The organism is Phaeodactylibacter sp., assembly GCF_022763345.1.
GTDB lineage: Bacteria > Bacteroidota > Bacteroidia > Chitinophagales > Saprospiraceae > Phaeodactylibacter.
The window spans coordinates 104,359-128,114 of the sequence record NZ_JALEGS010000061.1 but is presented as its reverse complement, the minus strand read 5'-3'; the positions used below and the strand labels follow the sequence as shown (position 1 = coordinate 128,114).

The following is a 23,756-nucleotide window of genomic DNA, read 5'->3' as shown; positions in this document are numbered from 1 at the left end:
AATTCGCTTGGCCTTTTCGATAGATTTACTATCAAAATAGCGATTAAACTCCTATTTTGAGCACGTGTTTCATCTTATCCCCTTGATACTTCACTTTCCGAATCCATGGAATCACAATACCATACCACACTCAAGAAAACCTACCGCATTGCTCTGGTTTTGATCATCTTATCCATATTCTTACTATCCTTATCGATGCTGGGCAGTGGCTTCAAGCTAATGAGCAAGGATTTAGTCGCTGACGTTTTTAAGGTAACTAGCAATCCTATCACTTCCCTATTCATTGGGTTATTTGCCACTGCGCTGATGCAAAGCAGCTCAACGACCACTTCCATCATCGTCACCCTGGTTGCGGCAGGTACCTTATCCTTTCAAAATGCCATCCCCATGATTATGGGTGCCAATATTGGGACCAGCGTGACCAGCACGATTGTGGCTTTGGGGCATATTCACAATAAAGACGAATACGGGCATGCCATCAGTGCGGCTACTGTTCACGATTTTTTCAATATACTGGTTGTTATATTCTTATTACCATTTGAGCTGCTGACCGGCTATCTCAGTCAGGCGGCCACCTATCTTGCTGCGCTGATCCCCCTTTACGACAACTCTGGCGGTGGGTTCAGCATTTTAGGCGCGACGATCAAACCGGCTACTGCCTGGATTATTGACAGCCTTAACAGTAATGTCGTGCTGGTTTTGAGCCTTTCCCTTTTCCTGCTGCTGATTTCTCTTCGTGGTTTTTCTATGGTGCTGCGCGGCTTTCTGATTGGAAAGTCGCAGGAAGTCGTCGACAAATATGTGTTTGGTCATCCCCTGCGCTCGCTTTTCTGGGGCATTGCCATTACAGCAGGGGTGCAATCGAGTTCAGTTACCGCCTCTTTGACCGTACCGCTTGTCGCTTCCAACCGGGCGACCCTACAGAAGGTCTTCCCCTTTCTTATTGGAGCCAATGTAGGCACGACCATTACTGCACTGATTGCGGCATTATCGCAGAATGAAATAGCCCTCGCCATTGCCATTTGTCATGTGATCTTCAATTTAGCAGGTGTATTCCTATTTTTCCCCATTGAGTATATCAGAAATATACCAGTCCGCATGGCAGGCAAGCTGGGGCAGCTATCGCAAAACAACCGTATGGTAGGGCTGATGTACATTCTAGTGGTCTTTTTCATGGTACCGATGATGTTCATGATGTTTTCCAGGTAGAAGTACGGCTAAGCCAATTGCCTTCAGGCACCTATCTTTAACCAGCTGTATATGGATAAACAGCTGGAGGGGAAACGGAAAATGGTGGTAAACCTCTCATGGCAGGCGGCTGCTGTTACAGATTGTATTTCAGCCTCCGGGGCAGTGTAAGCATCAAGCGGTCACCGGCTCCGGCAAAGCTTTTTTCAGCTGATAAAAAATACCGGCACCACCGTGCGACCAAACCGGTGCACGCACCCCAATCCGAATCAGCCCCCGGTTGATCCAGAAATTGCAGGTACCGAAGGCATGGTAATGCCCCCGGGCTTCGTAGAAGTTGTCATTGGCAGTGTAGCCTTTGCCCGGCAGGTGGATAACTTTACCGTCTTTTTCCTGAAAGTAGCTGCAAATGTAGTCGCACAGCTGTAGGTACTGTGCATTGCTCAGGTGAATGCGCTCCAGGCGTTTTTGGTCTTTGGGCAGCTCCGGGTGGGAAGTGATGTGCATGAGAGTAGGCGTAGGGATCAGCATGGCCCGTGCCGCCACGCTGGGCTTTAGGTTGGCCCATTCGTCGACCTCCAGGTAAAATCCGCGGTCGCCCCAGCCGATGCCAAGGTAACTGTTTGCGGTGAAAGGTGTTTCGTAATGGCGGTCGTCCAAGACCTTTTTCCAGTTAAAAACGGAAGAAATACTGGGCACGATATAGTCCACGTGAACCCCATTGGACACCACGAAGATTTCCACGTCCCGCTTGATATTCCGGAATCGCCGGTTCACGGGAATGGTGAAGCACAGAAGGCCGATGAGGCTGTACAGAGCGACAAAAAGGAAAAATCCCAATATCGCCCACCCCAAAATGGTCAGAACTACCATGGCTTAAGGTTTTTGCAAAGAACGGGGGAATTCTGATGTGCAGTGAGCGGCGGAGGCTAATTTTTTGTTAATTTTTTTGTACCCTGGCACTGGAAAGCCAGGTAGACGAAGGCAGGAATAAGGCTGAAGGCGTTCAACCCGTCTGAACATTAGGAGCTCCCTTGTGGTTTTGCTTTTCAAAATAAAAACCTAAACCTCATGCCCACCCCATCCTCCCCCCGTAAAGTTGTTATTGTTGGCGCTGGTGCCGTTGGTGCCACCTTTGCCTACGCGCTGGCACAAAGTGGTGCCGCCAGCAACATCTGCCTAATTGACCAAAACCAGAACCTGGCAGAGGGGCAGGTGGCCGACCTCTCGCATGGGCTGCCTTTCTACCCGTCTGTATCCATTGAAGTGGGAGATGCGACTGACTACGGCGATGCAAATGTCATCGTCATCACAGCGGGCAGCGCCCAGCGCTCCGGAGAAACCCGTCTTGATTTACTAAAGCGCAACGCCAGTATCATCGAGGGCATCATGGATGACATCATTGAGCAGCAGTCCCGCGCCATCGTCGTCATCGTCACCAATCCGGTGGATGTACTGACGCAGGTGGCGCTCAACCATTCGCGTTGGTCGCGCAGCCATATTTTTGGCTCCGGCACCGTACTGGACAGTGCCCGGTTCCGCTACTTCATCAGTCAGGAAATGGGGGTGGATGTCAAGAGCGTGCATGCCTATATTCTTGGCGAGCACGGCGACAGTGAACTCCCGGCCTGGTCGCTGACCAACCTGGGCGGCGTATCTATTCAACAATATGTGCAGTCTAACGGGCTGCAAGAGCACTGGCCGGAACGCAGCCGCAGCATCTTCGAGGCGGTCAAAAACTCTGCCTACCACATCATCGACTATAAGGGCGCGACCAACTTCGCCGTTGGGCAGGCCCTCGTGCGTATCGTGAAAGCCATTTTGCGCGACAGCCACAGCATACTCACCGTTTCGGTAAAGCTGAAGGGAGAGTACGGCCTGGATGATATCTGCCTGAGCGTGCCCTGCCTGGTCTCCAAAGACGGCATTGAGAAAGTGCTCGTAGCCAACCTGAGCGAGGCGGAACAACAGGCGCTGCACCATTCTGCCTCCGTACTAAAGCAGTCTATGGAAGGGCTTTTGTGAGACATCAGGCTCTGATGCAATCAAAATCTTTTAAATCTGGATTCCGGCGGCAGAGCTGTCCCGTCAAATTTCATAGAATAAAGAGTGCAAGGCTTACTCCTGACTGGCCTTTATTACTTTTTTCGTCACCAATTGCCCCCCGACAACAAACTGTACAAACACCAATCCATCCGGTACTCCGGACAAGTCGATACGCTGGTTGACGATTGTGGCCTGCTTCAGGCAGCGCCCTTCAGCAGAGAATATCCGATACGCATTTCCCTCCAGGGATATGCCGTCAACCCATGCCGCGTTTCCGGCCGGGTTCGGATAAACGATAAATTCCGGTGCAGCCCGTTCTGCCCCTTTGACGGAAGTCAATCGGGGGAACCGCTGCAGCTTAACCAATGACCTTGACCCCGAATAATAAATACTGCCGTCTTCATCAATAACGTGGTTAACGCCCTGATCGTAAAGCGGGTCATCAGGAAAGTCTTCTTCAGGCCCCAGCGGAATGCTTAGTTCGAGCGCTCCATTCTCCCAATTTAACCCATAGTAGTAATAAATGCAATCCGTTTCCTTTCCTGTTCCGTAGACTAAGTTGCTGCCTGAAGAATAGGCCAGCACGCCATTCATGTTGACGCTGTTATTGGTCCACTCCAGATTGAATGCATTAGCGGTAGTATCCCATCTGAATTTCGAGACCCCTTTGAAATTGTTGCAATCATAACCCAGAAAACCATTAAACTGGGCTATGGCGACATCATACCCATACGCAGTAGGGGAGTTTTCAATCGACTGAAATAAATTGCTAAAGGACTGTGCGTTGGGAATGGCAATGGAGTCGGCAAAACGAACCGGCATACCCGGAACCCCCGTCCATCCGGCAGGGAGCTCCCGCCAGAAAGCGACTAAGTTATTATTGGCATGGCCATCAGCAACGACGACGAGCTTGTCATTCCCTGCTCCCCAGCCGATCAAGGTGGGGGTGGTCCCGCTTCCGTATGCAAAGTTCCCGGTCGGTCCGTCATGCACAAAATCATAAGGGGCTTCCCACCCGATGACCACTTCCGTACCATCCCATTCAAATGCAATCAGGCGGTGCGAAGTGACGATGTAGAAGGTGTTATTCTCGTCAACGGAAATAGAATTGTGGTTGATCCTTTCATTAGGCAGGCGGGCAAAGACCAAGGTGTCGAGCATATTGAAATCCTGGTCAATGACACCAGCGTAGGCTATGTTATTGACTTCGTCTTCTTCTGAATACCAGACAATTTCGCCATTGTAATTAAGGTTGTACATATTGACCCGATTAATCCCATAGTCTCCGAAGTCCAGCGTGTCCAACGCCACAATTGGCGAATACGGGTCCGTGGTATCCGCATCAGAAAATTTAAATAAGCGGGAGTAGCGGTTATCTGCCGGATCATAGGTGGGTTCGTAGGAGAACCAAATCCTGTTTTTGCTGAGCAGGTGATTATAGCCATTCGACGTCAGGGTATTGAAATCAAGCCGGAAGCTATCGACCGCTAACAGTGCTGTGCCATCATCAATGAATTTGAAAATATGCGTTGAGTTGGAGTAGAGAATGGTCCTTACTCCGCCGGGGTACTCCTCGGACAAATAGATCCATGGAGAGGTGCCTCCCGTAATATCTCTTCTCATTCGGACGGCGACACTATCTTGTGGCAATACCCCTGTAATGCAAGTTGAGGCCTGCGCATAGCTGTTCCTGTGGTAAATGGGATAGGGCGAATCTGCCAGCCATGGATTCAGGGGCGGGTCATTGGGACAAAAGCTGGTTTGCGCATTTGCAGCCCCTATAAGGCAGAACAAAAAAAGGCAGAATGCACTTGGTTTCATACTTGATGATATTTGTACCATTTGACAATCCCCTGGGATTAGGGTTTAATCGGGGGCTATCAAAAAGCCGGAAGAACATTCAGTAGGATCTGTTGAATCAATGTGGATACATTTAAAATCTAATCCAAATGCAACTTCATCCATTCACGAGAAGCCACAATCCTCTGTGGCTTTAAAAACAGTAGGACAGCTAAACGATTGCAGCCACATCAATACGGGTTGCGCTTCGGAATACAGGCTGGTCCATAAGGTTAAGGAGTTGGTTGGCAAGGCTGAAAACAACCCTTCAGCCTTGCATTTCCACGTATTAAACAGACTGTGGGACGGTTTCCCCCCAAATCCCACTTGCTGCAGTCTTTTTCGCGTAATCGGCAAAGTCGGTCGCCGGTCGCCCGAGCACGCGCTCCACATCGCGGGTGACATCCTGATTGGCCGGTACACTGAGCACTTCGCGGAAAAGGTAATCGATCAGCCAAACGTAGTCGCCAGGAAGGCCCGCAGCCTCCATCGATGCCTTATAGTCCTGTAGGGAAACCGCGCGGTAGACGATGGACTTCCCGGTAGCTGCTTCAATCTCCCGTACTGCGGCCCGGAAGGTTAATGCCCGTGGACCGGTAACTTCATAGGTTTGTCCGTTATGGGTATCATCCAGTAAAGCTTCCACAACGACCTCAGCGATGTCGCCGGTATCCACAAACGGGATTTTAGCATCAGGCATGGGCAGGGCAACATAACCGGCAAGGATGGGCTCCATCAGGAAGCTTTCGCTGAAGTTTTGGCTGAACCAGGAAGCGCGCACCAGGGTGTAGTCCATACCGGATTGGGCCACTACCTGCTCGCAGCGTTCCGCTTCCTGCTCCCCTTTGCCAGAGAGGAGGACGGCTTTTTGCACGCCCGCCTGTTTGGCCATTTCCGTCAGCTTTTCGATGGCTTGCAGGGCACCGGGCACAGCCAGGTCGGGGTAGAAAACGATGTAGACCTTGTCCATGCCTTCCAAAGCTTCTGCCCAGGTATCAGGCTTGCTCCAATCGAATGCGGGATGGCTGTTACGGCCGCCGATGCGGACCTTTTGACCGTGCTTTTGCAGGCCTTTAACGACCTTGCGCCCGGTCTTGCCGGTACCGCCGATGACGAGGATGTTACTTGGATTTTTCATAAGAATTGGGTTTGGATGAGTGGGGTATCAAGGGGGTTCACGCTAAGGGCGCGAAGGGACTCGCAAAGGCCACAGCGCATTTGGTGATGGGTCCCTAAAGCCGTTGGAACGGTACCCGTTTGCGTTGGGTAGCGGACCTGGTATTGATCGCTCCTGCTTGACACTACTCACTATGGTTAAAAAATAAAATTCGTTGATTTTAAACTTTAAAAAGCGCTAACAGCGACAAGGCAAAAGCCAGTACGGAGCAGGCCATCCGCAGCTGATGCAGGCGGTTCCACTTTTGCTCGTAGTGTTGCCGGAAGTCGGTGGCTTCCTGTTGGCTCAGCTCGGCCAAATCGAGGATGTCCAGGGCGTCATTTAGGGGGACATTGCCCAGGGCGGTTACACCGAAAGTGCCGGCCAGGTAGGTCAATGTTGCGCCAAGCAGCAGCCCGAAGGCCCAACCGCCGCCCACCTGCTGAAAGGTGCTGATGCCCAAAGCCAGGGGGCTCCCAAAAAAGATCAGGAAAAAGGCAGGGTTCAGGATCGCCCGGTTGATAGACTGCATGGTTTCCAGATAAACCGGGTCCGGAATTTTGCGAGTGCCGGGAATGACGGATACGGACCAGGCGTAGAACAGACCTGCAGAAAGTCCGGTAAGGACCACTGCGACAAACAGGGTAAAGGATTTGATTGAAAAGTCCATGTTGAATAGGGTTTTAGAGGTTTAGTGTATCTATCCAAAGCTTCAGCGTTCGGTATTCCAGGTCGGTCAGCCGGGGGGCGTTGCCTTTGGGCATGCGCCGTAAGACAAACACCTGCTTGTAAATACGAGCGCCATGGCGGTTCATATTCTTCAGCGTAAAGACCCGAAAAGGGTTCTGTCTGCGGTGGCAGGTATTGCACTTCGCATCCAGAATGGCGAAAGCTTCGGCTTTAAGGTCGGTGGCGGAAAAGCCTGTTGTTCCACCCACCGGGTAAAGGGCAGGTGAAACAGGCAGGTTTGAAGCCGGGAAAATCAGGGTTGCCATAAAGAGCAGCCCGGAAAAGAACAGTGGGGTGATTGGCTTTTTCATTTTGCTATTGATTAGTTACAGCAGCAAAATTGGGGCAAAAAGAGAGGGTACGCTTGACCCTGCCTGCCAATCTTATGACACTTTAAGCCAATTGGCGTGAGGCTTTGGCTGAAGGATGAGGTGTGGCGGGGAAACGCTGCGTTTATGGCGTTGGTTTAAGGTGCGACTTCTACGAAGTCGGTCTGCCATAGGGGGGCATGGGTTATAAGCATGGGACTTCTACGAAGTCACTCAGAAGCGTTGGGTTTCCTCTTTATCACTTGACCTAACCTAATATTCAATCGCTAAAGGTTGTTCCGGTAGGCCACCGGAGACTGCCCCGTCCACCGCTTGAAGGCCCGGCTGAAGGCGCTTTGTTCGGAAAAGCCGGTCTCGAATGCGATTTCACCAATGGAGTGAGCGGTGTCCCGCAGCAGCTCACGGGCTACTTTTTCCTGTGTAAGGCGCACCATTTCCCGAAAGGACAGCCCGCTTTCAGACAGGCGGCGGGTGAGCGTCCGGCTGCTCATGCCCATATGCTCCCCGATTTGAAGGATGCCGGGAATGCCCCCGGGCAGGGCGTCTTTGATGAGGGCTTCCACATCAGCAGCCACCTTTAAAGGGCTGACCTCAATCCCTTTGGCCTCCTCCTCTACCCTTTCCACCAGGAAACGGTTGATGCTGACATCGGCTTTGGCGGTGCGGCGATTGAGGTCGGCGGTACGGTAGGTAATGTAATTGTGGGGCTGACCAAATTTTACCGGACATTGAAAGGCTGCTTCATGACTGCTCAGGTCAGCAGGCGCTTGGTGCTGAAAGGCTACTTCTACCGGATGTATATTGGTCTCTGTCATGGCTTGCAGCACCACCACCGTTGCCGCGAAGGTCGCCTCATTGGACAAAGCTACGCCCCGGCGGTAGGGCTCGCGCAGCAAATGCACCCGGGACACCTCCCCGGCGGCTTCCACTTTGAAAACATAGGTATTGGACAACAGCTTGAAGTAGCGCTCGCTGCGCTCGTAGATTTCGCCGGCCTTGGCGCAGGTCTTCCAGGACAAGCCCAGCACGCCGTAGTCGTCCATCTTCATCTGCTGCCCTACCCTTACGGAAAAGCCAGGCCCCAGGGCGTTATCAAGCTGCTCGTGCAGGGCAAAGAACACCTCAGCGGGCACGGCTTGTATGTTATCGAGTGTTGCCATTGGCACCGGCAGATCGTCAAAGGCACTACGGTCGATGCCCTCGCTCAGCGCGTGGTTGATCATTTTGCGGTACAGGCTGACGGAGATGTATTGCATGGACGAGGTGTGGTTGGAAGCTAAAATAGTAATAATCCGGTTGTGCTCATTCGATATCTGCCACTTACGCCTCCGGTAAAGCCCCGTAGTAGGTAATGTTGATGTTTTTGACTTCGGAGATGGGGATCATGAAGTAGTCGCCGGGCATGTTGTTCTGCTTCAGTCACTCAACTGAGCGATCCTCCAAATAGCCGTTGCCTGCCGGGCCAGCCATTTTTGGTGAGCTACGATTCGGTCGGGATCCCACCGGTTGTTCTCACTGGCTATTCGTTGGGTGATTTTGAATTCACTTTGTGCAAAAGCCTCCCGCTTGGTTTCAAACCCTTTATTGCCTATCTCCCGATTTGCTGATTTGTTGAGTATCGTCATATTACCCAGACGGTACAGGAACTGTTCGTGATCTCTGTCGCCGATATGATCCCATGCTTCCTGTAACGACTCCGGCATGATGTGTTCAATATTGTACGCATCGCTCTCAAAATCATAGCTGCTTCCCGAAGTATGCCGTTCGATCTCGAACAGGATGTACCGGACGATCCGCTTGTTTCTGGCCTGAGTCGTCCGCATAACCTTATCTGTAAAATCGCCTCTGAATTTATCATCGGCAATATAAATGGGCTTTAAAGCGGTAAGCACTTGCTGTAACCCCCTGATTTCGTCAGATGAAAGCTGCACAGCAACCCGGTTGTACACTCTTTCCTGCTCATTTGCCGCTAAACTTCCGATGACATTGTACCGGAATGAAATGATACAACAGGCGCGCAGCAAGCCCGTAAAGTCGCCCGGCTGTAGTTTGTGGTGAGCGGCCAGCAGCAGTGGGTACAACTGCCGGACATTGAACATCCGCAGATATTTGATGTATTCAGCCTGCTCATTATTCCAAAGGCTATCCTCCGCATGAGGCAAAGCGGCATAGACCTGCGCATTTTGCTCTACATCCCGGATCAAATCAAAGACCGCTTTTTTTCCGGCTATCCGCTCCCTTACCCGTTTAAAAAGTTCTGCATGGCGTACAAACCGATTTTTACTGTTCCAATAGGCACGCAGGAAGTCGGGCAGGCTTTCGTTACCGATCACCCCAACCAGCCGTTCCCACTGATCTTCGATTTCGCGCAGTTCGTGCTCGTCGCCTTCCTGACTGTGCACCACCGAAAACAGGTAATTCTTCAGCAGGTCAGTCGAGGAGAGTTTGACCCCTCTCGCATTTAAGGTCTCAAAAACCTTGTAGGCATTAAGCTCGTCATTTACCGTGATGACCGTGAAGAAGAGTTTGTCCGATAAAGAATCAATAAACTGTGCCAGTTCCGCTCCCTTTTGATTGGAGGCAAAGCGCTTTCTCACCTGATCATAGAGCCAGTCGTAAGCCTTCCGCATCAGGTGCTCCGTTGCTTTCAGGTTTCGTCTTGGAGCCGGTTCAAGTGGCACCAGATAGCGCTGATACAGGTTGTTGTTATTCCGGTTGAGGTAGAGCTTGCTTTTTGGAATGAGCGTGACCGGATCAAGATAGCCAATAAAGGCACTGCGCAATTGGTCTAAGCGCCGTTGATTCGGATCCGACTCAATATCATTATCAATCAGATTCTGCAAATTCCCTAAAACCGCCAGCACCAATATACTTAAAGTCGTTAAACGCTGCTGACCGTCTATGACATCAAAGTTTTTGCTGTCTCTCGATTGCAAGACCAAATACCCCATATAATGCTCCTGCTCTCCTCCTTCTTCAAAGAGCGCCTCAATATCCTGCCACAGGTCATCCCACTCCGTACTCGTCCAGCTGTAGTCGCGCTGAAAACGGGGCACGGTGTAAATCAGCCCGTTTCCCATAAGTTGCCGGTAGGTTCTGTTAGAGGTATCTAAGTTCATCACTCTCACTTAATGGTGCAGTCACCGTCTGTTTAATAGGGTGAAAATAGGGAAAGCGTAATAAAAACAGGCGCAATTGCCCCGTTTTTCCTATTTTGGCAGACAAACCTTACGCGACGAACCCAACAATCCCATGTTTGAAATCTCCAAGCCGGAGGAGCCCTAAACCGCCTTTAACTTGCAGCGCCAATCATGAACGCAGTAGAAATAGAAGAAGCCGTATCCCAACTGGTCAGCCAACCCTTTGACCCAGGCGAGTTCCCCTTTGCCTTCCTGGAAGCCTATGGGAATAAGGAAACGACGGTCAAGCGCCTGCGGAAGGGCAACTCCAATAAGTCTAAAATGGAAGGCGGGGTACTGCAGCGCAACAACATCCACATTGCGACCTGCGAACCGGGCGCGGTAGCCAATACGCTGCGGCAGCTGCAGGAAGCCCCGGAAACCGCCAAAAATAAAGCCAAATTCGTACTCGCTACCGATGGCGAAGAGCTGCAGGCCGAAAACCTGAACAGCGGAGAGACCCTGGCTTGCGCCTACCCCGATTTCCATCAGCACTTTACCTTCTTCTTTGAGCTGGCGGGCATCAGTACGGTGAAGGAGATACGGGAAAGCTCCTTCGATATCAAAGCTACGGGGCGGCTCAACAAGCTCTACATGGAGCTGCTGCGCGCCAATCCCGACTGGGCGACCCCGGAGCGCAAGCAGGACATGAACCACTTCATGGCTCGCCTCATCTTCTGCTTCTTTGCGGAAGACACGAATATTTTTGAGGGCGACAACCTCTTCACGGGCACGGTAGAGCAGATGAGCGCGCCGGATGCTTCCAATATGCATGAGATCATAGGGGAACTATTCCGGGCGATGGATGTCAAAGCGGAGGAGCGGGAAGCACAGGGCATCCGTACCTGGGCGCGTAAATTCCCCTACGTCAATGGGGAGCTGTTTTCCGGGGCGACGGACTGCCCCCGCTTTACCAAGATTGCCCGCTCTTACCTGCTGCATGTGGGGCGGCTCGACTGGCAGCAGATCAACCCGGATATCTTCGGCTCTATGATACAGGCGGTGGCGGATGAGGACGAGCGGGGCTCCCTGGGGATGCACTATACCTCCGTGCCCAATATCCTGAAGGTGCTCAACCCGCTCTTCCTGGATGAGCTGCGGGAGCAACTGGAGGAAGCGGGCGACAACCCCCGTAAACTGCTTAACCTGCGCAAGCGCATCGCCCGCATCCGCGTTTTTGACCCGGCCTGTGGCTCGGGCAACTTCCTGGTCATTGCCTACAAGCAGCTGCGGGAGATCGAAAACGAAATCAACCGCCGGCGGGGAGAGCCGGACCGCCCCACCGAAATCCCCCTGACCAACTTCCGGGGCATCGAAATCAAAGGCTTTTCGGCCGAGATTGCCCGCCTGGCCCTCATTATAGCGGAGTACCAATGCGATGTGCTCTACCTGGGGCAGCAACTGGCCCTGGCGGAGTTCCTGCCGCTGGATGCGGAAAACTGGATTACCTGCGGCAATGCCCTGCGCATCAACTGGCTGACGGTCTGCCCGCCTACGGGGACGGGGGTGAAATTGTATGGGGATGACTTGTTTAGCACGCCACTGCATCAGGCACAGATTGATTTTGAGAACGAAGGCGGGGAGACATTTATTTGTGGGAATCCGCCGTATATTGGTGACAAGAAACAATCAAAAGAGCAAAAAGCTGATATTGAATCTTTGCTTTCAAAAAAAACTAAGAAATGGAAGTCATTGGACTATGTAGCAGGATGGTTTTTTAAAGCAGCTGAATACGGTTATAATTCACAAGCATCCTCTGCATTTGTTTCTACAAATTCAATCTGTCAAGGACAACAAGTTCCAGTATTATGGCCTTTGATTTTTAAAATGAACCATTCCATTTCTTTTGCGCACACCTCGTTCAAGTGGAAAAATCTTGCTAGTCATAACGCTGGGGTAATAGTTGTGATAGTCGGTATTTCAAAGAATACAGGCAACTCTAAAGAATTATACGATGAGAATGCTTATGGCGAAAGTATCGTCTCTAGAACATCAAACATCACTCCCTATTTAGTTCCCGGGAAAACGGTGTTTATCAAATCCAGAAAGACTCCACTTTCAGGATTGTCAGAAATGCTCCTTGGGAATTTTGCTAAGGATGGTGGTCACCTTCTTTTTACATTTTCTGAGCTGTCGTCTTTAGATAGCATTTCAAAGGAATATATTCGACCAATGTATGGAGGCCAAGAGTTTATAAAAGGTAATTCACGTTATTGCTTATGGATCGAAGAAAAAGATCTTGAGAAAGCTATCGAAAGTCCTGTTATCAAGAGCAGGCTAGAAAAGGTCAGGCAAAATAGATTGTCAAGTCAAAAAAAAGCTACTCGAGAGTGGGCAACAAAGCCTTATCGCTTCGTTGAAATAAGGTCACCAAAATATGATAACGCGCTTATCCTCCCGATTGTTAGCTCTGAAAACCGTGAATATTTTCCTGTCGGCTATCTACCTGACAACTCAATTGTTAACTATGCTTTCGGTCTCTACGACGCACCACTTTGGAATATGGCTATCATTGCGTCCAAACTTCATTTAACATGGATTGGTACCGTTTGCGGCAAAATGAAAACCGACTACCGCTACTCCAACACCCTCGGCTGGAACACCTTCCCCGTCCCCAAGCTGACCACCAAAAACAAAGAAGACCTCACCCGCTGCGCCGAAGACATCCTGCTGGCCCGTGAGCGCCACTTCCCGGCCACGATAGCCGATCTGTACGACCCGGAAAAGATGCCCGAAGATCTCCGCCACGCCCACGAGCGTAATGATGAGGTGCTGGAGCGCATCTACATCGGGCGGCGCTTTAAAAACGATACGGAGCGCCTGGAAAAGCTCTTTGAACTGTACACGGAAATGACTGCAAAAGAAAAAACAGCATGAGCAATAAAAAAGACATCCCCTCAGTAGCCGTCCACTACAAAAGCACGGGCAGCTCCATCACCTCCAATGAGCTGGGCATGCGCGCCATGCAGGAGAAAGCCTACGAAAAGCGGGGCGAGCAATACCTGCTCCTCAAGTCGCCCCCAGCCTCGGGCAAGAGCCGGGCGCTGATGTTTATTGCCCTGGACAAACTGAACAAGCAAGGCATTCAGCAAGCCATTATTGCCGTGCCGGAAAAGTCCATCGGTGCCAGCTTTGCCAATGAGCCACTCACGAAATTTGGCTTTTACTACGATTGGGAGGTAGAACCGAAGTGGAACCTCTGCAATGCACCCGGGGAAGACGGCAGCAAAATCAATGCCGTAAAGTCTTTCCTGGAGAGCGAAGACCGGGTGCTGGTCTGTACGCATGCCACCTTTCGCTTTGCCGTAGAGCGCTTCGGTATCGAGTGCTTCGACAACCGCCTGATCGCCATTGATGAATTCCACCACGTCAGCGCCGATGAAAACAACGTGCTCGGCACACAACTCAAGCAGTTCATAGAGCGGGACAAGACCCACATCGTCGCCATGACCGGCTCCTACTTCCGGGGCGATGCCAATCCAGTGCTCATGCCGGAAGACGAGGCGAAATTCGACACCGTCACCTATACCTACTACGAGCAGCTCAACGGCTATCAGCACCTCAAGACGCTCAACCTGGGCTACTATTTCTACAGCGGGGCCTACGCCGATGAGATACTGTCCGTACTCAATCCCGAGGAAAAGACCATCATCCACATCCCCAACGTCAACTCCCGCGAGAGCATGGGCGACAAGATCAAGGAAGTGGAGCACATCATACACGAGCTGGGCGATTGGCAGGGCACCGACCCGGAGACCGGCTTCCATTTGGTGAAAACCGCCACCGGCAAGACCATCCGCATAGCCGACCTGGTCGACGACGACCCGGCCAAGCGCAACCGCGTAGCCGCCGCCCTGCGTGCACCCGAGGCGAAGAAAAACCGCGACTACGTAGACATCATCATTGCCCTGGGCATGGCCAAGGAAGGCTTCGACTGGGTATGGTGCGAGCACGCTTTGACCATCGGCTACCGTTCCAGCCTCACCGAGATTGTACAGATCATCGGCCGGGCCACCCGGGACGCGGAAGGCAAAACCCAAGCCCGCTTTACCAACCTGATCGCCGAGCCTGATGCCTCCGAGGAAGCCGTCACCGATGCGGTCAATGACACCCTGAAAGCCATTTCCGCCAGCCTGCTGATGGAGCAGGTGCTGGCGCCCCGTTTCAACTTCACGCCCAAGAAAGCCGACAGCGGGCCGGTCAAAGGCTACGACTACGGGGAAGAAGGGTATGACCCGAACAAGGAGAATATCGGCTTCAACGAAGAGTCCGGGCAATACCAAATCGAAATCAAAGGGCTGACCGAGCCCAAAAGCGAGGATGCCAAGCGCATCTGCAAAGAAGACCTGAACGAAGTGATTGCCGCCTTCGTCCAAGACAAGGAAGCCGTAGGCCGGGGATTGTTTGACGAAGAAGTGGTGCCACAGGAGCTGACCCAAATCCGCATGGGCAAGATCATCAAAGACAAGTACCCGGAACTGGATACCGAAGATGTCGAGTCCGTACGGCAACACGCCATCGCTGCCCTAAACCTGACCCAAAAGGCCAAAGAGATCCTCAACGGCGACAAGAGCCTGAGCGAAAAGGGCAACACCGCATTGATAGACGGCATCCGTAAATTCGCCATGGATGTACGCGAGCTGAATGTGGACTGGATCGACAGCATCAACCCCTTCAATAACGCCTACTCCATCATGTCCAAAGCCATGAACGAGAGCAGCCTGAAGGCAATGGCAGAAGTCATAGCCGCCAAAAAGCACAACATCTCCCTGGACGAAGCCAGGGACCTGGCCAAGCGAGCTTTACAATTCAAACAGGAGCGCGGTCGCTTACCCGACCTCAAATCGTCTGACCCCTGGGAGCAGCGCATGGCACAGGGCATCGCAGTATTGGCAAGACTAAAAGCAGAGCAATCGAATGGCTAAGAAAGACAAGCTTACGAAAGAGGATGAAGACCTGCTGGCAGAACTCGGCGTAGAAGTTGAGGCGAAGGCCGTCAAAAAGTACACCGCCCGGGAAGAGCGCATTATAGCCGGTTTCGAGGAAATCCAGAAGTTTGTGGAAGAACACGGGCGGCCGCCACAGCACGGTGAAGAGCGGGACATCTTCGAGCGCCTGTACGCGGTACGCCTCGACCGGATCCGCGCCCAAAAAGAATGTGTAGAATTACTCAAAGACCTGGACACCCAAAACCTGCTCACCGCTGAGCCAGCCTCCGGCCATTCCATACCCGATGACATAGACGACGACACCCTGCTGCAAGAGCTGGGCGTAGAGGTGAAAGACGATTCCTCCATCACCCGCCTGAAGCACGTCCGGTCGAGCGCCGACAAACGAGCCGTGGAAGAAATGGCCAACCGTACGCGCTGCGAGGATTTTGACCAATTCAAGCCCCTCTTTGAGCGAGTACAGCAGGAGCTGGATAGTGGCATACGGGAAACCATTCAGTTCCGTAAAGATTCGGGCTTTACCAAGACCGATTTGAAGAAAGCCCAGTTTGTAATTGTGGGCGGACAGATGGCGTACATCGCCGAGGTTGGGGAGTCCTTCAAAGCCCCAAACGGGGAAGAAGACGCAAGGCTGCGCGTCATCTACTCCAACGGTATGGAAAGCAACATCCTGCTACGGTCGCTCATCCGTGCCATGTACAAAGACGAGACGAGCCGCTTCCTTACCGACCCCAAGCTGGGCGGGCTATTCTCGGATCAAAGCAGCGAAGACGATGTAGCCACCGGCACCATCTACGTCCTGCGCAGTCAGTCCGACCACCCAACGATACAGGAAAGCCGGGACGTCATCCACAAGATCGGCGTCACCATCAGCGATGTGAAACGCCGGATTGCCAATGCCAAAAATGAGCCCACCTTCCTGATGGCAGATGTGGAAGTCGTCGCCACCTATCAGCTCGCCAACATCAATCGTTTCAAGCTGGAGAAGCTCATCCACCAATTCTTCGATCACGCCCGGATTGACATTGAGATCAAAGACCGGTTTGGGAAGCCGGTACGGGTGCGGGAGTGGTTTTTGGTGCCGCTTTTTGTGATTGATGAGATGGTGGAGAAGGTTATGGATGGGACGATTGGGGAGTATTATTATGATGTGGGGGCGGCGCGGTTGATGCAGTAACAGGGGAGGATGTTCAATAATTACAGGGCACACCAACTTTACAAACTTGATTTCAGGAAAACAAGTACGCAGGTACGTGGATTAACTAATATTAATTACTAAAAGGTTATTTTGCAGGTTCATTCGTTCGGAATTTACCCCCAAATCTGTTTCAATCAATGAACATCAATCAGATAAAATATGAATTACAACATCTCATTTCAGGAAAGAGTGGCTTTGGCTATGATGCGCTTATCCAAGCAGTCGCCCGTCACCTTGGAAGCGGCAAAAGAGCAAGCCCAATGGCTGAAGAAAAACACGAAAACAAACCAAAAGAAGCAAAGAGACTACTCGAATTTGCCCGGCAAAGCGAACTCATAATTGATGATATCAATCAAGAAGCCTTTGTTTCCGCAGGAGCCGAACAAAAAGTCTACATTAACGATGACAAGAGTGTGATCAAGTTAAACGATGCTATTTACTATGCATCCTGGGAGGATTATTTTCATAACCTGTTGTTGCACAATTACTTCTTTTCAGATACGGCTTATCACCTACTTGGTTTTCATTGGGCAGAAGATACTTTATTCTCTGTGGTGGAACAGCCCTTCGTCAAAGCAGACGAAATTACTGATTTGGAAGGCGTAAAAAGTTTCATGACTGCTAATGGCTTTATCCATTCAAGAAAACATGATTATCGCCACCCCGAACTGGGAATAATCATTGAAGACCTCCATGATGAAAATGTATTAACACAAAAGGGATTACTTTATTTTATCGATACAGCGTGTTTCATAGAGCCCGCCCAATTTTGGGCATAGTGCTCCCTTTAGATGTCTCGGCAGAGCGGGCTAAGGGCAATCCGGGAGCTGTTTATTGGATTTCAGGGGGCGTTGTATGAGGAGGTAGGGTGAGGGGTTTAAAACAGTGTGTTTTTTTTACTCCATTGACTTTTGCTGCAATAGTGTTAATGTTTAAAACAAAAGAAAAAGTGTCACCAATTAGCCATAAGTTTAATAGCTGTAAATATAGCTTGACAATCACATTGAAATCAAAAGTGGGAAACCTAGTCTCCAAAAAAATTGTATTGTAAATGTCGCTGCTCAGTAAATCTCATGATAATTATTGTACCTTTTTATTACTGACGGAGCATGGAGAGACTGAAAATGCCAACTTTCATACGGCAGCAGTACATTGTGCATACTATTCATGTTATCAAAAACTGATTTTCATCCTCAAAGAGCATTACACGAATCGGTATGCTGAACTTAATACAAGAACAAGTGGCACCCATAATCTTTTTATAAGTGAGTGTGTTGGATGTCTTGCAGGAACATTCAAGAAAAGAGCAAGGGATATTACCAAAATCAACCGGCAGTTAAAGCAGCTTAAGGCTATCCGGCAAAAGTCAGACTACGAAGACGAGAAAGTTTCCATAGCCGACATTGAAAAGGTGAAGCAATACTTGGAGGCTTTCAGAAGAATAATAAAGGAAACCACAAACCTATGAGTATTAGAGTATTCCTAGAAACAGTGTATCAAGGTCTTATCAAGAGCTTTCCTGATGTTAGTATTTCCTATCAGTATGACGAATGCTCATGTACACATTTTGTAAAAGTCACACCGCAGCAGGTTTATGAATCTGATGCTTTTCTGGATTTTGAGGCTGGGCTTAACGAGCTTTGGCTTGCAGAGGTAGCTCGTACTACAGAAGAGGATTTTTGTATCGTATCAACAGATTCTCTCATTCAGCTTAAACAACCACAGTTAGTATATATTCCTGAACCTATTCAAGCTTTTTCTGCTTCTGGTGAGGAATTAGAACAAGAAGGGTATGAAATTGGCTACTCGTCCATAGAGCACATCCCTGAATTTGAGGGTCTTACATCACCTGAGTTTGAAACTGCTACTTCTGAACAATATAGCTTAGCAGCCTAATGAGCAAAGAAAATACACAGTTTCGGCTAAATAGAGTGTCTTTAGTTAAGTCTATTTTCGAGTTGAAAACCATTGGCTTTCAACCTTCAGACAAGCTCTCTGTTGATATCAACACCAGTTTTAACGCCAGCGACGAGAGTATTATCGTATTCGTAGAGGTCAAGGTGTCGGATAGCAATCAACCTGAAGAGCTAACGCTAGCCGTCCGTATGGTTGGTGAGTTCAGCATCAATAAGCCGAGTGAGGGCGGTACAAAAATGAATGTCGAACAATTTGCAAAAGTAAATGGACCTGCAATTATTTACCCTTATGTCAGGCAGGTCATACGGCATCTGACGCTGGAATCAAGTATGCCCAGCCCGGTCATCCTACCTATCGTGAATTTCCAGGCCTTTCAGCAAAAAAGAGATAGCTGACCGGAAGAGCTTGCTGAACCCACCCTCCCCAAAACCATGAAAACCAAAGAAATCACACCCTACCAGCAGAACCAGGCGCTCAAAAAGGAATTTTCTGAGCTGGGGCTGGACCTCGAGCCCGGGCCTGGATTGAACCGGAGCATATGCCCCGACACCTTAAGCAGACCGTATCCGAGCCGATAAGGCAAGGAATAGACAAATCGTTGGGGAAGTCCTGCAGCACTAACCTAAGTCACACATAATTCCCTACTTTTACCCTATAAATTCATCAAATCTAAATCAACCAATGAAGCTTAACATCCTTCTGTTTATTTTTTTAATGCTGGGGACCAGTATGGGGTTAGATGCCCAGGATCTCAAATTTTCCGGCATGGACCCAAGCCCAATGGACGCGGCGCACTATCCGCGCGCTGCAGCCTTCCAAAACTATCTGGATGCAGCTGACCCCGACCGGGTTCAGCAAATCAAGGTGTTGTACTGCCGTCCTCAGAAGAAAGGCCGTGAAATCTTTGGCGAACTGGTGCCCTGGGGACAAGACTGGCGCCTGGGAGCCAATGAAGCTACAGAAGTGACCTTTTTCCAGCCTGTGGAAATTGGCGGAACCTATATCCCGGCCGGCACCTATACTATGTTTGCACAGCCTTATCCACAGCAGTGGATCATCAAAATCTCGCAGGAGCGCTTCATCGGTGGTGCTGAAAACCGCGACATTACTAAAGACATCGCTGCGGTATCTGTACCCACCACTTCAGTAGCTGATGTGCGTGAATACTTCACCATAGGCTTTCAAAAAATTGACGATTACAACGTAAATATGGTTTTGGAATGGGACCAAACCCGTGCCGCGTTGCCCATCAACCTCAATCCACCGATCATGTCAGGCGAAGACACCAGCCCGATGGATTTGGTGCAGTATCCTAATATGTCCCGCTTACGCAACTACGTGGAAGAAGCGGAGCTCGCGGCTAATGAGCCACTGGTTCGCGCTGTATATTCCCGCCCACAAATGAAAGGCCGGACCATTTTTGGAGGCTTATTGAAATACGGAAGCATGTGGCGTGTAGGCGCGAATGAAACCACAGAACTGACTTTCTTCAAGAATGTGACCATTGGGGGTACCGATATTGAGGCGGGCCGTTACGGGCTCTTTGCCACCGTCAATAAAGGCAACTGGGAGTTCATTATCCATAAGAATGTACAGTCCTGGGGCCCACCCAACCACAATGAGGAGGATAACGTCGTGAAGGTGGTAGCACCTACCGAGAAAACACCGGAAACACTCGAAGCCCTTTCCATGACATTCGTCGAGAAAGGTGATAACCAAATCGAATTGGTTGTTGGCTGGGAAAACACCATGGCACGCCTTCCGATTACCATTAAATCTGAGTAAGCACAGATTATAGTGTTACGCGCTATTTATCCCGCATTTTGAATGGTTCAAAATGCGGGATTTTTCATGGTGCAGCCATCCAAAGTTGAAAGTGAATAGAGATGCTATGTTAGCATCTCTAATACACGCAGAATCAAAACAAAGGCATTATTCCCACCACTGACCCGACGAATCAAATAAAAAAAGAATGCTTGTTTGTGATTTCCCCCCCACTCCATTCGATAAACCGGAAAAACACATTCATTATGAAAACTTCAATCATCCGGCTTTATGGCTTCTTTTTCATATTATCAACCTGCGCTGCTACCTAAGCCCAAACTACAACTGACAGTATTCAGGCAGTACAGGATGCGCTGCAACTGATTGCCTTGCCCGAGCCTTCCTTTGCCACACCATTTACTGCTACACCTTCACCAAAAGACATCGCAGATATGGGCTTTGAACAGCCAAATACATCTGAGGCGGTAACGTATACCATGCGAGATGGGACTCAAATCCACGGACAGCGGTACGCCAGCGATTCAGAGCGGACGGTATTACTTGCTAGTTTTCATGCCCCTGAAGCCCTTGCAAATGCTACACATTAAGTGGTCAGGCATTTACGGCTCCATCCACTAGCAGGCATACAGCTTGCCTGATTAACAATGTGAACAAAGGTAGCAGATGGGGTGCTATTTTTCCGCTTAATTTTGATTTGTGCAATAGAGCGTTTAAAAGCGGAAGCGTTTAATCTCGACCAGCCCTTCCTGTAATGCGACAACCACGAGCCCGGCTGTGTTACGGCACTGCAATTTGGACAGGAGATTGTTTCGGTGCCCCTCCACCGTGCGCGTGGAGATGAAGAGCTGCTCAGCGATTTCCGGTGTGGTGTGTTCTTCGCAAATGAGTTGCAGCACTTCTCTTTCGCGGGCGGTGAGGTTGGGCTGGAAAGGCTTGCTGAGTTTTTGCCGTGTAGGTTTCACCATATTTTCGCGGATGATCGCCAGGACTTCGTCATTGTAAAAAAAGCCTTTCTCAACCACTTCCCGCACGGTGGTTTGCATCAGTTCGGGCGTGGCATTTTTAGGCAAATATGCCGCGGCCCCAAGCTCCAGCATGCTCAGTACGAAAGATTTGGAAAAATAGGTAGTCAGTACGATAAACCTGAGCTCCGGGTATTGTTCCCGAAGCGCCTTTGCCGCATCCACGCCATTCAGGACCGGCATGTTCAGATCGAGTAGCAGCACATCCGGCTGCACTGGAGCGCGGGCTAATTGATCCAGCATGGACTGTCCGTTGTCCGCTTCAAAAACGATCTCCGTATCCTCCATTTCTTCCAGTATAAGCGCAATGCCTCTACGGAAGAGTGCTTCGTCGTCTGCCAGAGCAATCCTCATGACCATGTTTTTTGTGCCGTGAAGGCGGTTCCCCTTCCAGGCGCGCTATCCAATCGGTAATCAGCCCGTATGGTACGCATACGGCTTTCTATATTTTTCAGCCCCATCCCTTTTTGCTGGCCCCGGGCATTGGGGTCAAAGCCAATACCGTTGTCCTGGTAGGTCAACTCCAGCGCATTAGGCTTCAGGTGGAGCGTAATTTTGATAGCAGTGGCCTGACTGTACTTGTAGGCATTCGACAGCAACTCCTGGGCTACCCGGAAGAAATTGAGTGCGACCAATGCGTCAAGCTGACTACCACTTTCTGAAAATTCGTACTCCAGCATTACCGGTGACGATTGCCGGTACTGATCGCACAACTCTTCCAGCGCCATGGGCAGCCCGAATTTTTCCAACGTTGGTGGCAGCAAATCGTGGGCGATACGCCGGGTGGTCTCTGTGGTCTTACGGACCAGCCCAAAGAGGTCCTTAAAAGACTGCTGTGCCTCGGGCGCTGCGCCCTGCTTTTTCAGCTGATGCAAGCCCAGATTGATCACATTGAGCTTGGAGCCTACCTCATCGTGCAGCTCACGGGCTAGGCGTTGCCTTTCTTCTTCCTGGGTTTTGATACTGGCAAGCAGTAACTGCTCCCTGTGTTTGATCTCCCGCTCCTGGGCAAGGATCTGCTGGACCTGAAATTTTCGCTGGGAGAAATAAAAGAACAATACGAAGGCCAGCGCCAGCAATAGCATCAAAAAAATCCCGATAAAGATAGTAGTCAATATTTCGGTCTGCGCCGGAGTGGTATCCATAAGCTAATGAAGATCAGGAGGTGAAAAACCACCAGAAGCAGCGCGTTAATGACCCAGAGCCCGTGTTGCTGCACACTTGCAACGCCATATTCTTTGAGCAACCTGGAGAACATAAATATAAACAAGGTCCCCGAATAATACAGCAATACGGCAAAATTGATGAAGGTAACGGACTGTGCAGCGGCTTTAGTCAGGTCGATTTTCCCAAAAGCCAGGAAAAAATAGCGGATGGCAAAGCCGACAAGCAATACCTGGACCAGGGTTTTGGCATTGGAGTTAAAGCCCATCACCGGCTCCAGGAATATAGAGTTGAGTACCAGTAGTATGCCCAGACCACCTATCCCAGAAAAGAACTGCCGCTGAGCTTTGGAGGAGTGCTCGAACACCTGGTTGAAAAACCACCCCCAGGCCAGCAACTCCCAAAGGGTGTAGACATGCAACAGGAAGAGGTTGTTCTCCCCCTGATAAAACAACCATCGGGAAGCCAGGTCTGTAGCCAGGCTCCCCAATAGAAAAAAGTGTACGCTACGGACTTTCGCCGGCAGTCGCCTGTACAACAACAGTACCAGAATTACATTGACCACCAAAATAACAAGGTATACCTTACCAAAAAGAAGTGCCAGATTCTGATACATGTTTAGGTTTTTTGGGGCTTAAAGCAGGCCGCGCACAGTGCGCTCTACTCATCACAGAGGGGCGGGCAAGGTGTAGCGAAATCATAGAAGGTACCCTGCAGGAAAATATTTCCCTTATTCGGCTCCACATCAGATAAAATCAAATCAATCGTATCCCGTGCCCCATTCGCACCCGGCAATAATCCAAGGACCGCGTAAACCTGCTGCCCGCCAAATTGGCGGAAGATTTCGGCTATCTCGTTCCGCTCCAGCTTAAAATAAAGGGGAATGGCGACCACACCAGTCGTATCCAAAACTGTACGGCCATTAATTCTTGCGTTGGGATCGCTCAGTACCCTTTGATAGCGTTCCATATAAGTAGCAATCATCTGCACGGCCTCCCTACTGGGAATGCTATCGCTGCCGTCTCCTATATTAAGGGAAGCAGTCGCCTCTACTATATCGGTATTGCCTTTTGATGGCAGCTGTTGGTAGGCCAGCACACCGGCAGCCAGGACGAAAAGCAGGGTCCAAAGGTTGGGTTTTAAGCTCATTGGTGTTTCGTTTTGATGAAAAGTACCTGTGTAAGATACCACTAAATAGCGCTCCGTCAGCGCCTACTGCCACAAACCAGGTATTTCTACCTGCTTCTTCCCGTGA

At 50.4% G+C, this 23,756-nt stretch carries 21 protein-coding genes; 10 read left to right on the top strand and 11 right to left on the bottom strand.

Features of this window, described 5'->3' with window-relative positions:
• Positions 1 to 105 precede the first annotated feature (105 nt).
• Positions 106 to 1,209: a Na/Pi symporter gene (locus MRY86_RS17005; protein ID WP_293566997.1), complete on the top strand. Its 1,104-nt coding sequence runs from the start codon at positions 106 to 108 to the stop codon at positions 1,207 to 1,209.
• Positions 1,210 to 1,362: 153 nt separating this feature from the next.
• On the opposite strand, the gene MRY86_RS17000 is transcribed toward MRY86_RS17005, so the two are convergent.
• Entirely contained in the window at positions 1,363 to 2,061 is a 699-nt protein-coding gene (locus tag MRY86_RS17000) for a TIGR02117 family protein (RefSeq protein WP_293566996.1), read from the bottom strand.
• Between the two features lie 198 nt (positions 2,062 to 2,259).
• On the opposite strand from MRY86_RS17000, the gene MRY86_RS16995 reads away from it, so the two are divergent.
• On the top strand, positions 2,260 to 3,213 hold the full coding sequence (locus MRY86_RS16995; RefSeq protein WP_293566995.1) for an L-lactate dehydrogenase: 954 nt from the start codon (positions 2,260 to 2,262) through the stop codon (positions 3,211 to 3,213).
• A gap of 93 nt (positions 3,214 to 3,306) precedes the next feature.
• Here MRY86_RS16995 and MRY86_RS16990 read toward each other — a convergent pair whose 3' ends face one another.
• The 6 genes from MRY86_RS16990 to MRY86_RS16965 form a co-directional block, all read right to left on the bottom strand.
• Entirely contained in the window at positions 3,307 to 5,055 is a 1,749-nt protein-coding gene (locus tag MRY86_RS16990; RefSeq protein ID WP_293566994.1) for a T9SS type A sorting domain-containing protein, read from the bottom strand.
• Positions 5,056 to 5,362: 307 nt separating this feature from the next.
• Entirely contained in the window at positions 5,363 to 6,211 is an 849-nt protein-coding gene (locus tag MRY86_RS16985; protein WP_293566993.1) for an NmrA family NAD(P)-binding protein, read from the bottom strand.
• A 199-nt stretch (positions 6,212 to 6,410) separates the two neighbouring features.
• Complete coding sequence (locus tag MRY86_RS16980; RefSeq protein WP_293566992.1) at positions 6,411 to 6,899, bottom strand: anthrone oxygenase family protein; 489 nt, start codon at positions 6,897 to 6,899, stop codon at positions 6,411 to 6,413.
• 13 nt (positions 6,900 to 6,912) lie between these two features.
• A complete protein-coding gene (locus MRY86_RS16975; protein WP_293566991.1) occupies positions 6,913 to 7,269 on the bottom strand; it encodes a hypothetical protein in 357 nt (118 codons plus the stop codon).
• Between the two features lie 284 nt (positions 7,270 to 7,553).
• Positions 7,554 to 8,543 (bottom strand): AraC family transcriptional regulator, encoded by a 990-nt coding sequence (locus MRY86_RS16970; RefSeq protein ID WP_293566990.1) that lies wholly within the window; start codon positions 8,541 to 8,543, stop codon positions 7,554 to 7,556.
• A 159-nt stretch (positions 8,544 to 8,702) separates the two neighbouring features.
• Positions 8,703 to 10,406 carry a DUF262 domain-containing HNH endonuclease family protein gene (locus MRY86_RS16965; RefSeq protein ID WP_293566989.1) on the bottom strand — a complete coding sequence of 568 codons (1,704 nt, stop codon included), beginning with the start codon at positions 10,404 to 10,406 and terminating at the stop codon, positions 8,703 to 8,705.
• Between the two features lie 192 nt (positions 10,407 to 10,598).
• Here MRY86_RS16965 and MRY86_RS16960 point away from each other — a divergent pair, with 192 nt between their 5' ends.
• From MRY86_RS16960 to MRY86_RS16925, 8 genes are all read left to right on the top strand, one after another.
• The gene (locus tag MRY86_RS16960; protein ID WP_293566988.1) at positions 10,599 to 13,343 is read left to right on the top strand and encodes a DNA methyltransferase; all 2,745 of its coding nucleotides are present in this window, start codon (positions 10,599 to 10,601) and stop codon (positions 13,341 to 13,343) included.
• Positions 13,340 to 15,391, top strand: coding sequence for a DEAD/DEAH box helicase (locus MRY86_RS16955; protein WP_293571675.1), 2,052 nt, complete (start codon positions 13,340 to 13,342; stop codon positions 15,389 to 15,391). Before MRY86_RS16960 ends, MRY86_RS16955 begins: the two co-directional genes overlap by 4 nt.
• Complete coding sequence (locus MRY86_RS16950) at positions 15,384 to 16,592, top strand: GIY-YIG nuclease family protein (protein WP_293566262.1); 1,209 nt, start codon at positions 15,384 to 15,386, stop codon at positions 16,590 to 16,592. Before MRY86_RS16955 ends, MRY86_RS16950 begins: the two co-directional genes overlap by 8 nt.
• A 158-nt stretch (positions 16,593 to 16,750) precedes the next feature.
• Entirely contained in the window at positions 16,751 to 17,392 is a 642-nt protein-coding gene (locus MRY86_RS16945; protein WP_293566260.1) for a hypothetical protein, read from the top strand.
• A gap of 272 nt (positions 17,393 to 17,664) precedes the next feature.
• Positions 17,665 to 18,081 carry a hypothetical protein gene (locus MRY86_RS16940; protein WP_293566259.1) on the top strand — a complete coding sequence of 139 codons (417 nt, stop codon included), beginning with the start codon at positions 17,665 to 17,667 and terminating at the stop codon, positions 18,079 to 18,081.
• Positions 18,078 to 18,509, top strand: coding sequence for a hypothetical protein (locus MRY86_RS16935; RefSeq protein ID WP_293566258.1), 432 nt, complete (start codon positions 18,078 to 18,080; stop codon positions 18,507 to 18,509). The genes MRY86_RS16940 and MRY86_RS16935 overlap by 4 nt, the downstream gene beginning before the upstream one ends.
• A complete protein-coding gene (locus MRY86_RS16930) occupies positions 18,509 to 18,925 on the top strand; it encodes a protein-export chaperone SecB (protein WP_293566256.1) in 417 nt (138 codons plus the stop codon). The genes MRY86_RS16935 and MRY86_RS16930 overlap by 1 nt, the downstream gene beginning before the upstream one ends.
• 286 nt (positions 18,926 to 19,211) lie before the next feature.
• On the top strand, positions 19,212 to 20,315 hold the full coding sequence (locus MRY86_RS16925) for a DUF2911 domain-containing protein (RefSeq protein ID WP_293571673.1): 1,104 nt from the start codon (positions 19,212 to 19,214) through the stop codon (positions 20,313 to 20,315).
• 710 nt (positions 20,316 to 21,025) lie between these two features.
• Here MRY86_RS16925 and MRY86_RS16920 read toward each other — a convergent pair.
• From MRY86_RS16920 to MRY86_RS16905, 4 genes are read right to left on the bottom strand one after another with little or no spacing between them, the layout of a single operon-like run.
• Positions 21,026 to 21,691: a response regulator transcription factor gene (locus tag MRY86_RS16920; RefSeq protein ID WP_293571671.1), complete on the bottom strand. Its 666-nt coding sequence runs from the start codon at positions 21,689 to 21,691 to the stop codon at positions 21,026 to 21,028.
• Positions 21,688 to 22,482 carry a sensor histidine kinase gene (locus tag MRY86_RS16915; RefSeq protein WP_293566250.1) on the bottom strand — a complete coding sequence of 265 codons (795 nt, stop codon included), beginning with the start codon at positions 22,480 to 22,482 and terminating at the stop codon, positions 21,688 to 21,690. Before MRY86_RS16915 ends, MRY86_RS16920 begins: the two co-directional genes overlap by 4 nt.
• Entirely contained in the window at positions 22,449 to 23,117 is a 669-nt protein-coding gene (locus MRY86_RS16910) for a hypothetical protein (RefSeq protein WP_293566248.1), read from the bottom strand. Before MRY86_RS16910 ends, MRY86_RS16915 begins: the two co-directional genes overlap by 34 nt.
• Positions 23,118 to 23,161: 44 nt before the next feature.
• A complete protein-coding gene (locus MRY86_RS16905) occupies positions 23,162 to 23,650 on the bottom strand; it encodes a hypothetical protein (RefSeq protein ID WP_293566246.1) in 489 nt (162 codons plus the stop codon).
• Positions 23,651 to 23,756 lie beyond the last annotated feature (106 nt).

Bases quoted from the DNA above. Each gene is read 5' to 3' on its own strand.
- MRY86_RS16980 (WP_293566992.1), bottom strand. From the start codon at position 6,899: ATGGACTTTTCAATCAAATCCTTTACCCTGTTTGTCGCAGTGGTCCTT.
- MRY86_RS17000 (WP_293566996.1), bottom strand. From the start codon at position 2,061: ATGGTAGTTCTGACCATTTTGGGGTGGGCGATATTGGGATTTTTCCTT.
- MRY86_RS16910 (WP_293566248.1), bottom strand. From the start codon at position 23,117: ATGTATCAGAATCTGGCACTTCTTTTTGGTAAGGTATACCTTGTTATT.
- MRY86_RS16920 (WP_293571671.1), bottom strand. From the start codon at position 21,691: ATGAGGATTGCTCTGGCAGACGACGAAGCACTCTTCCGTAGAGGCATT.
- MRY86_RS16985 (WP_293566993.1), bottom strand. From the start codon at position 6,211: ATGAAAAATCCAAGTAACATCCTCGTCATCGGCGGTACCGGCAAGACC.
- MRY86_RS16930 (WP_293566256.1), top strand. From the start codon at position 18,509: ATGAGCAAAGAAAATACACAGTTTCGGCTAAATAGAGTGTCTTTAGTT.
- MRY86_RS16940 (WP_293566259.1), top strand. From the start codon at position 17,665: ATGTCGCTGCTCAGTAAATCTCATGATAATTATTGTACCTTTTTATTA.
- MRY86_RS16960 (WP_293566988.1), top strand. From the start codon at position 10,599: ATGAACGCAGTAGAAATAGAAGAAGCCGTATCCCAACTGGTCAGCCAA.
- MRY86_RS16950 (WP_293566262.1), top strand. From the start codon at position 15,384: ATGGCTAAGAAAGACAAGCTTACGAAAGAGGATGAAGACCTGCTGGCA.
- MRY86_RS16905 (WP_293566246.1), bottom strand. From the start codon at position 23,650: ATGAGCTTAAAACCCAACCTTTGGACCCTGCTTTTCGTCCTGGCTGCC.
- MRY86_RS16970 (WP_293566990.1), bottom strand. From the start codon at position 8,543: ATGCAATACATCTCCGTCAGCCTGTACCGCAAAATGATCAACCACGCG.
- MRY86_RS16925 (WP_293571673.1), top strand. From the start codon at position 19,212: ATGAAGCTTAACATCCTTCTGTTTATTTTTTTAATGCTGGGGACCAGT.
- MRY86_RS16990 (WP_293566994.1), bottom strand. From the start codon at position 5,055: ATGAAACCAAGTGCATTCTGCCTTTTTTTGTTCTGCCTTATAGGGGCT.
- MRY86_RS16955 (WP_293571675.1), top strand. From the start codon at position 13,340: ATGAGCAATAAAAAAGACATCCCCTCAGTAGCCGTCCACTACAAAAGC.
- MRY86_RS16935 (WP_293566258.1), top strand. From the start codon at position 18,078: ATGAGTATTAGAGTATTCCTAGAAACAGTGTATCAAGGTCTTATCAAG.
- MRY86_RS17005 (WP_293566997.1), top strand. From the start codon at position 106: ATGGAATCACAATACCATACCACACTCAAGAAAACCTACCGCATTGCT.
- MRY86_RS16915 (WP_293566250.1), bottom strand. From the start codon at position 22,482: ATGGATACCACTCCGGCGCAGACCGAAATATTGACTACTATCTTTATC.
- MRY86_RS16995 (WP_293566995.1), top strand. From the start codon at position 2,260: ATGCCCACCCCATCCTCCCCCCGTAAAGTTGTTATTGTTGGCGCTGGT.
- MRY86_RS16975 (WP_293566991.1), bottom strand. From the start codon at position 7,269: ATGAAAAAGCCAATCACCCCACTGTTCTTTTCCGGGCTGCTCTTTATG.
- MRY86_RS16945 (WP_293566260.1), top strand. From the start codon at position 16,751: ATGAACATCAATCAGATAAAATATGAATTACAACATCTCATTTCAGGA.
- MRY86_RS16965 (WP_293566989.1), bottom strand. From the start codon at position 10,406: ATGAACTTAGATACCTCTAACAGAACCTACCGGCAACTTATGGGAAAC.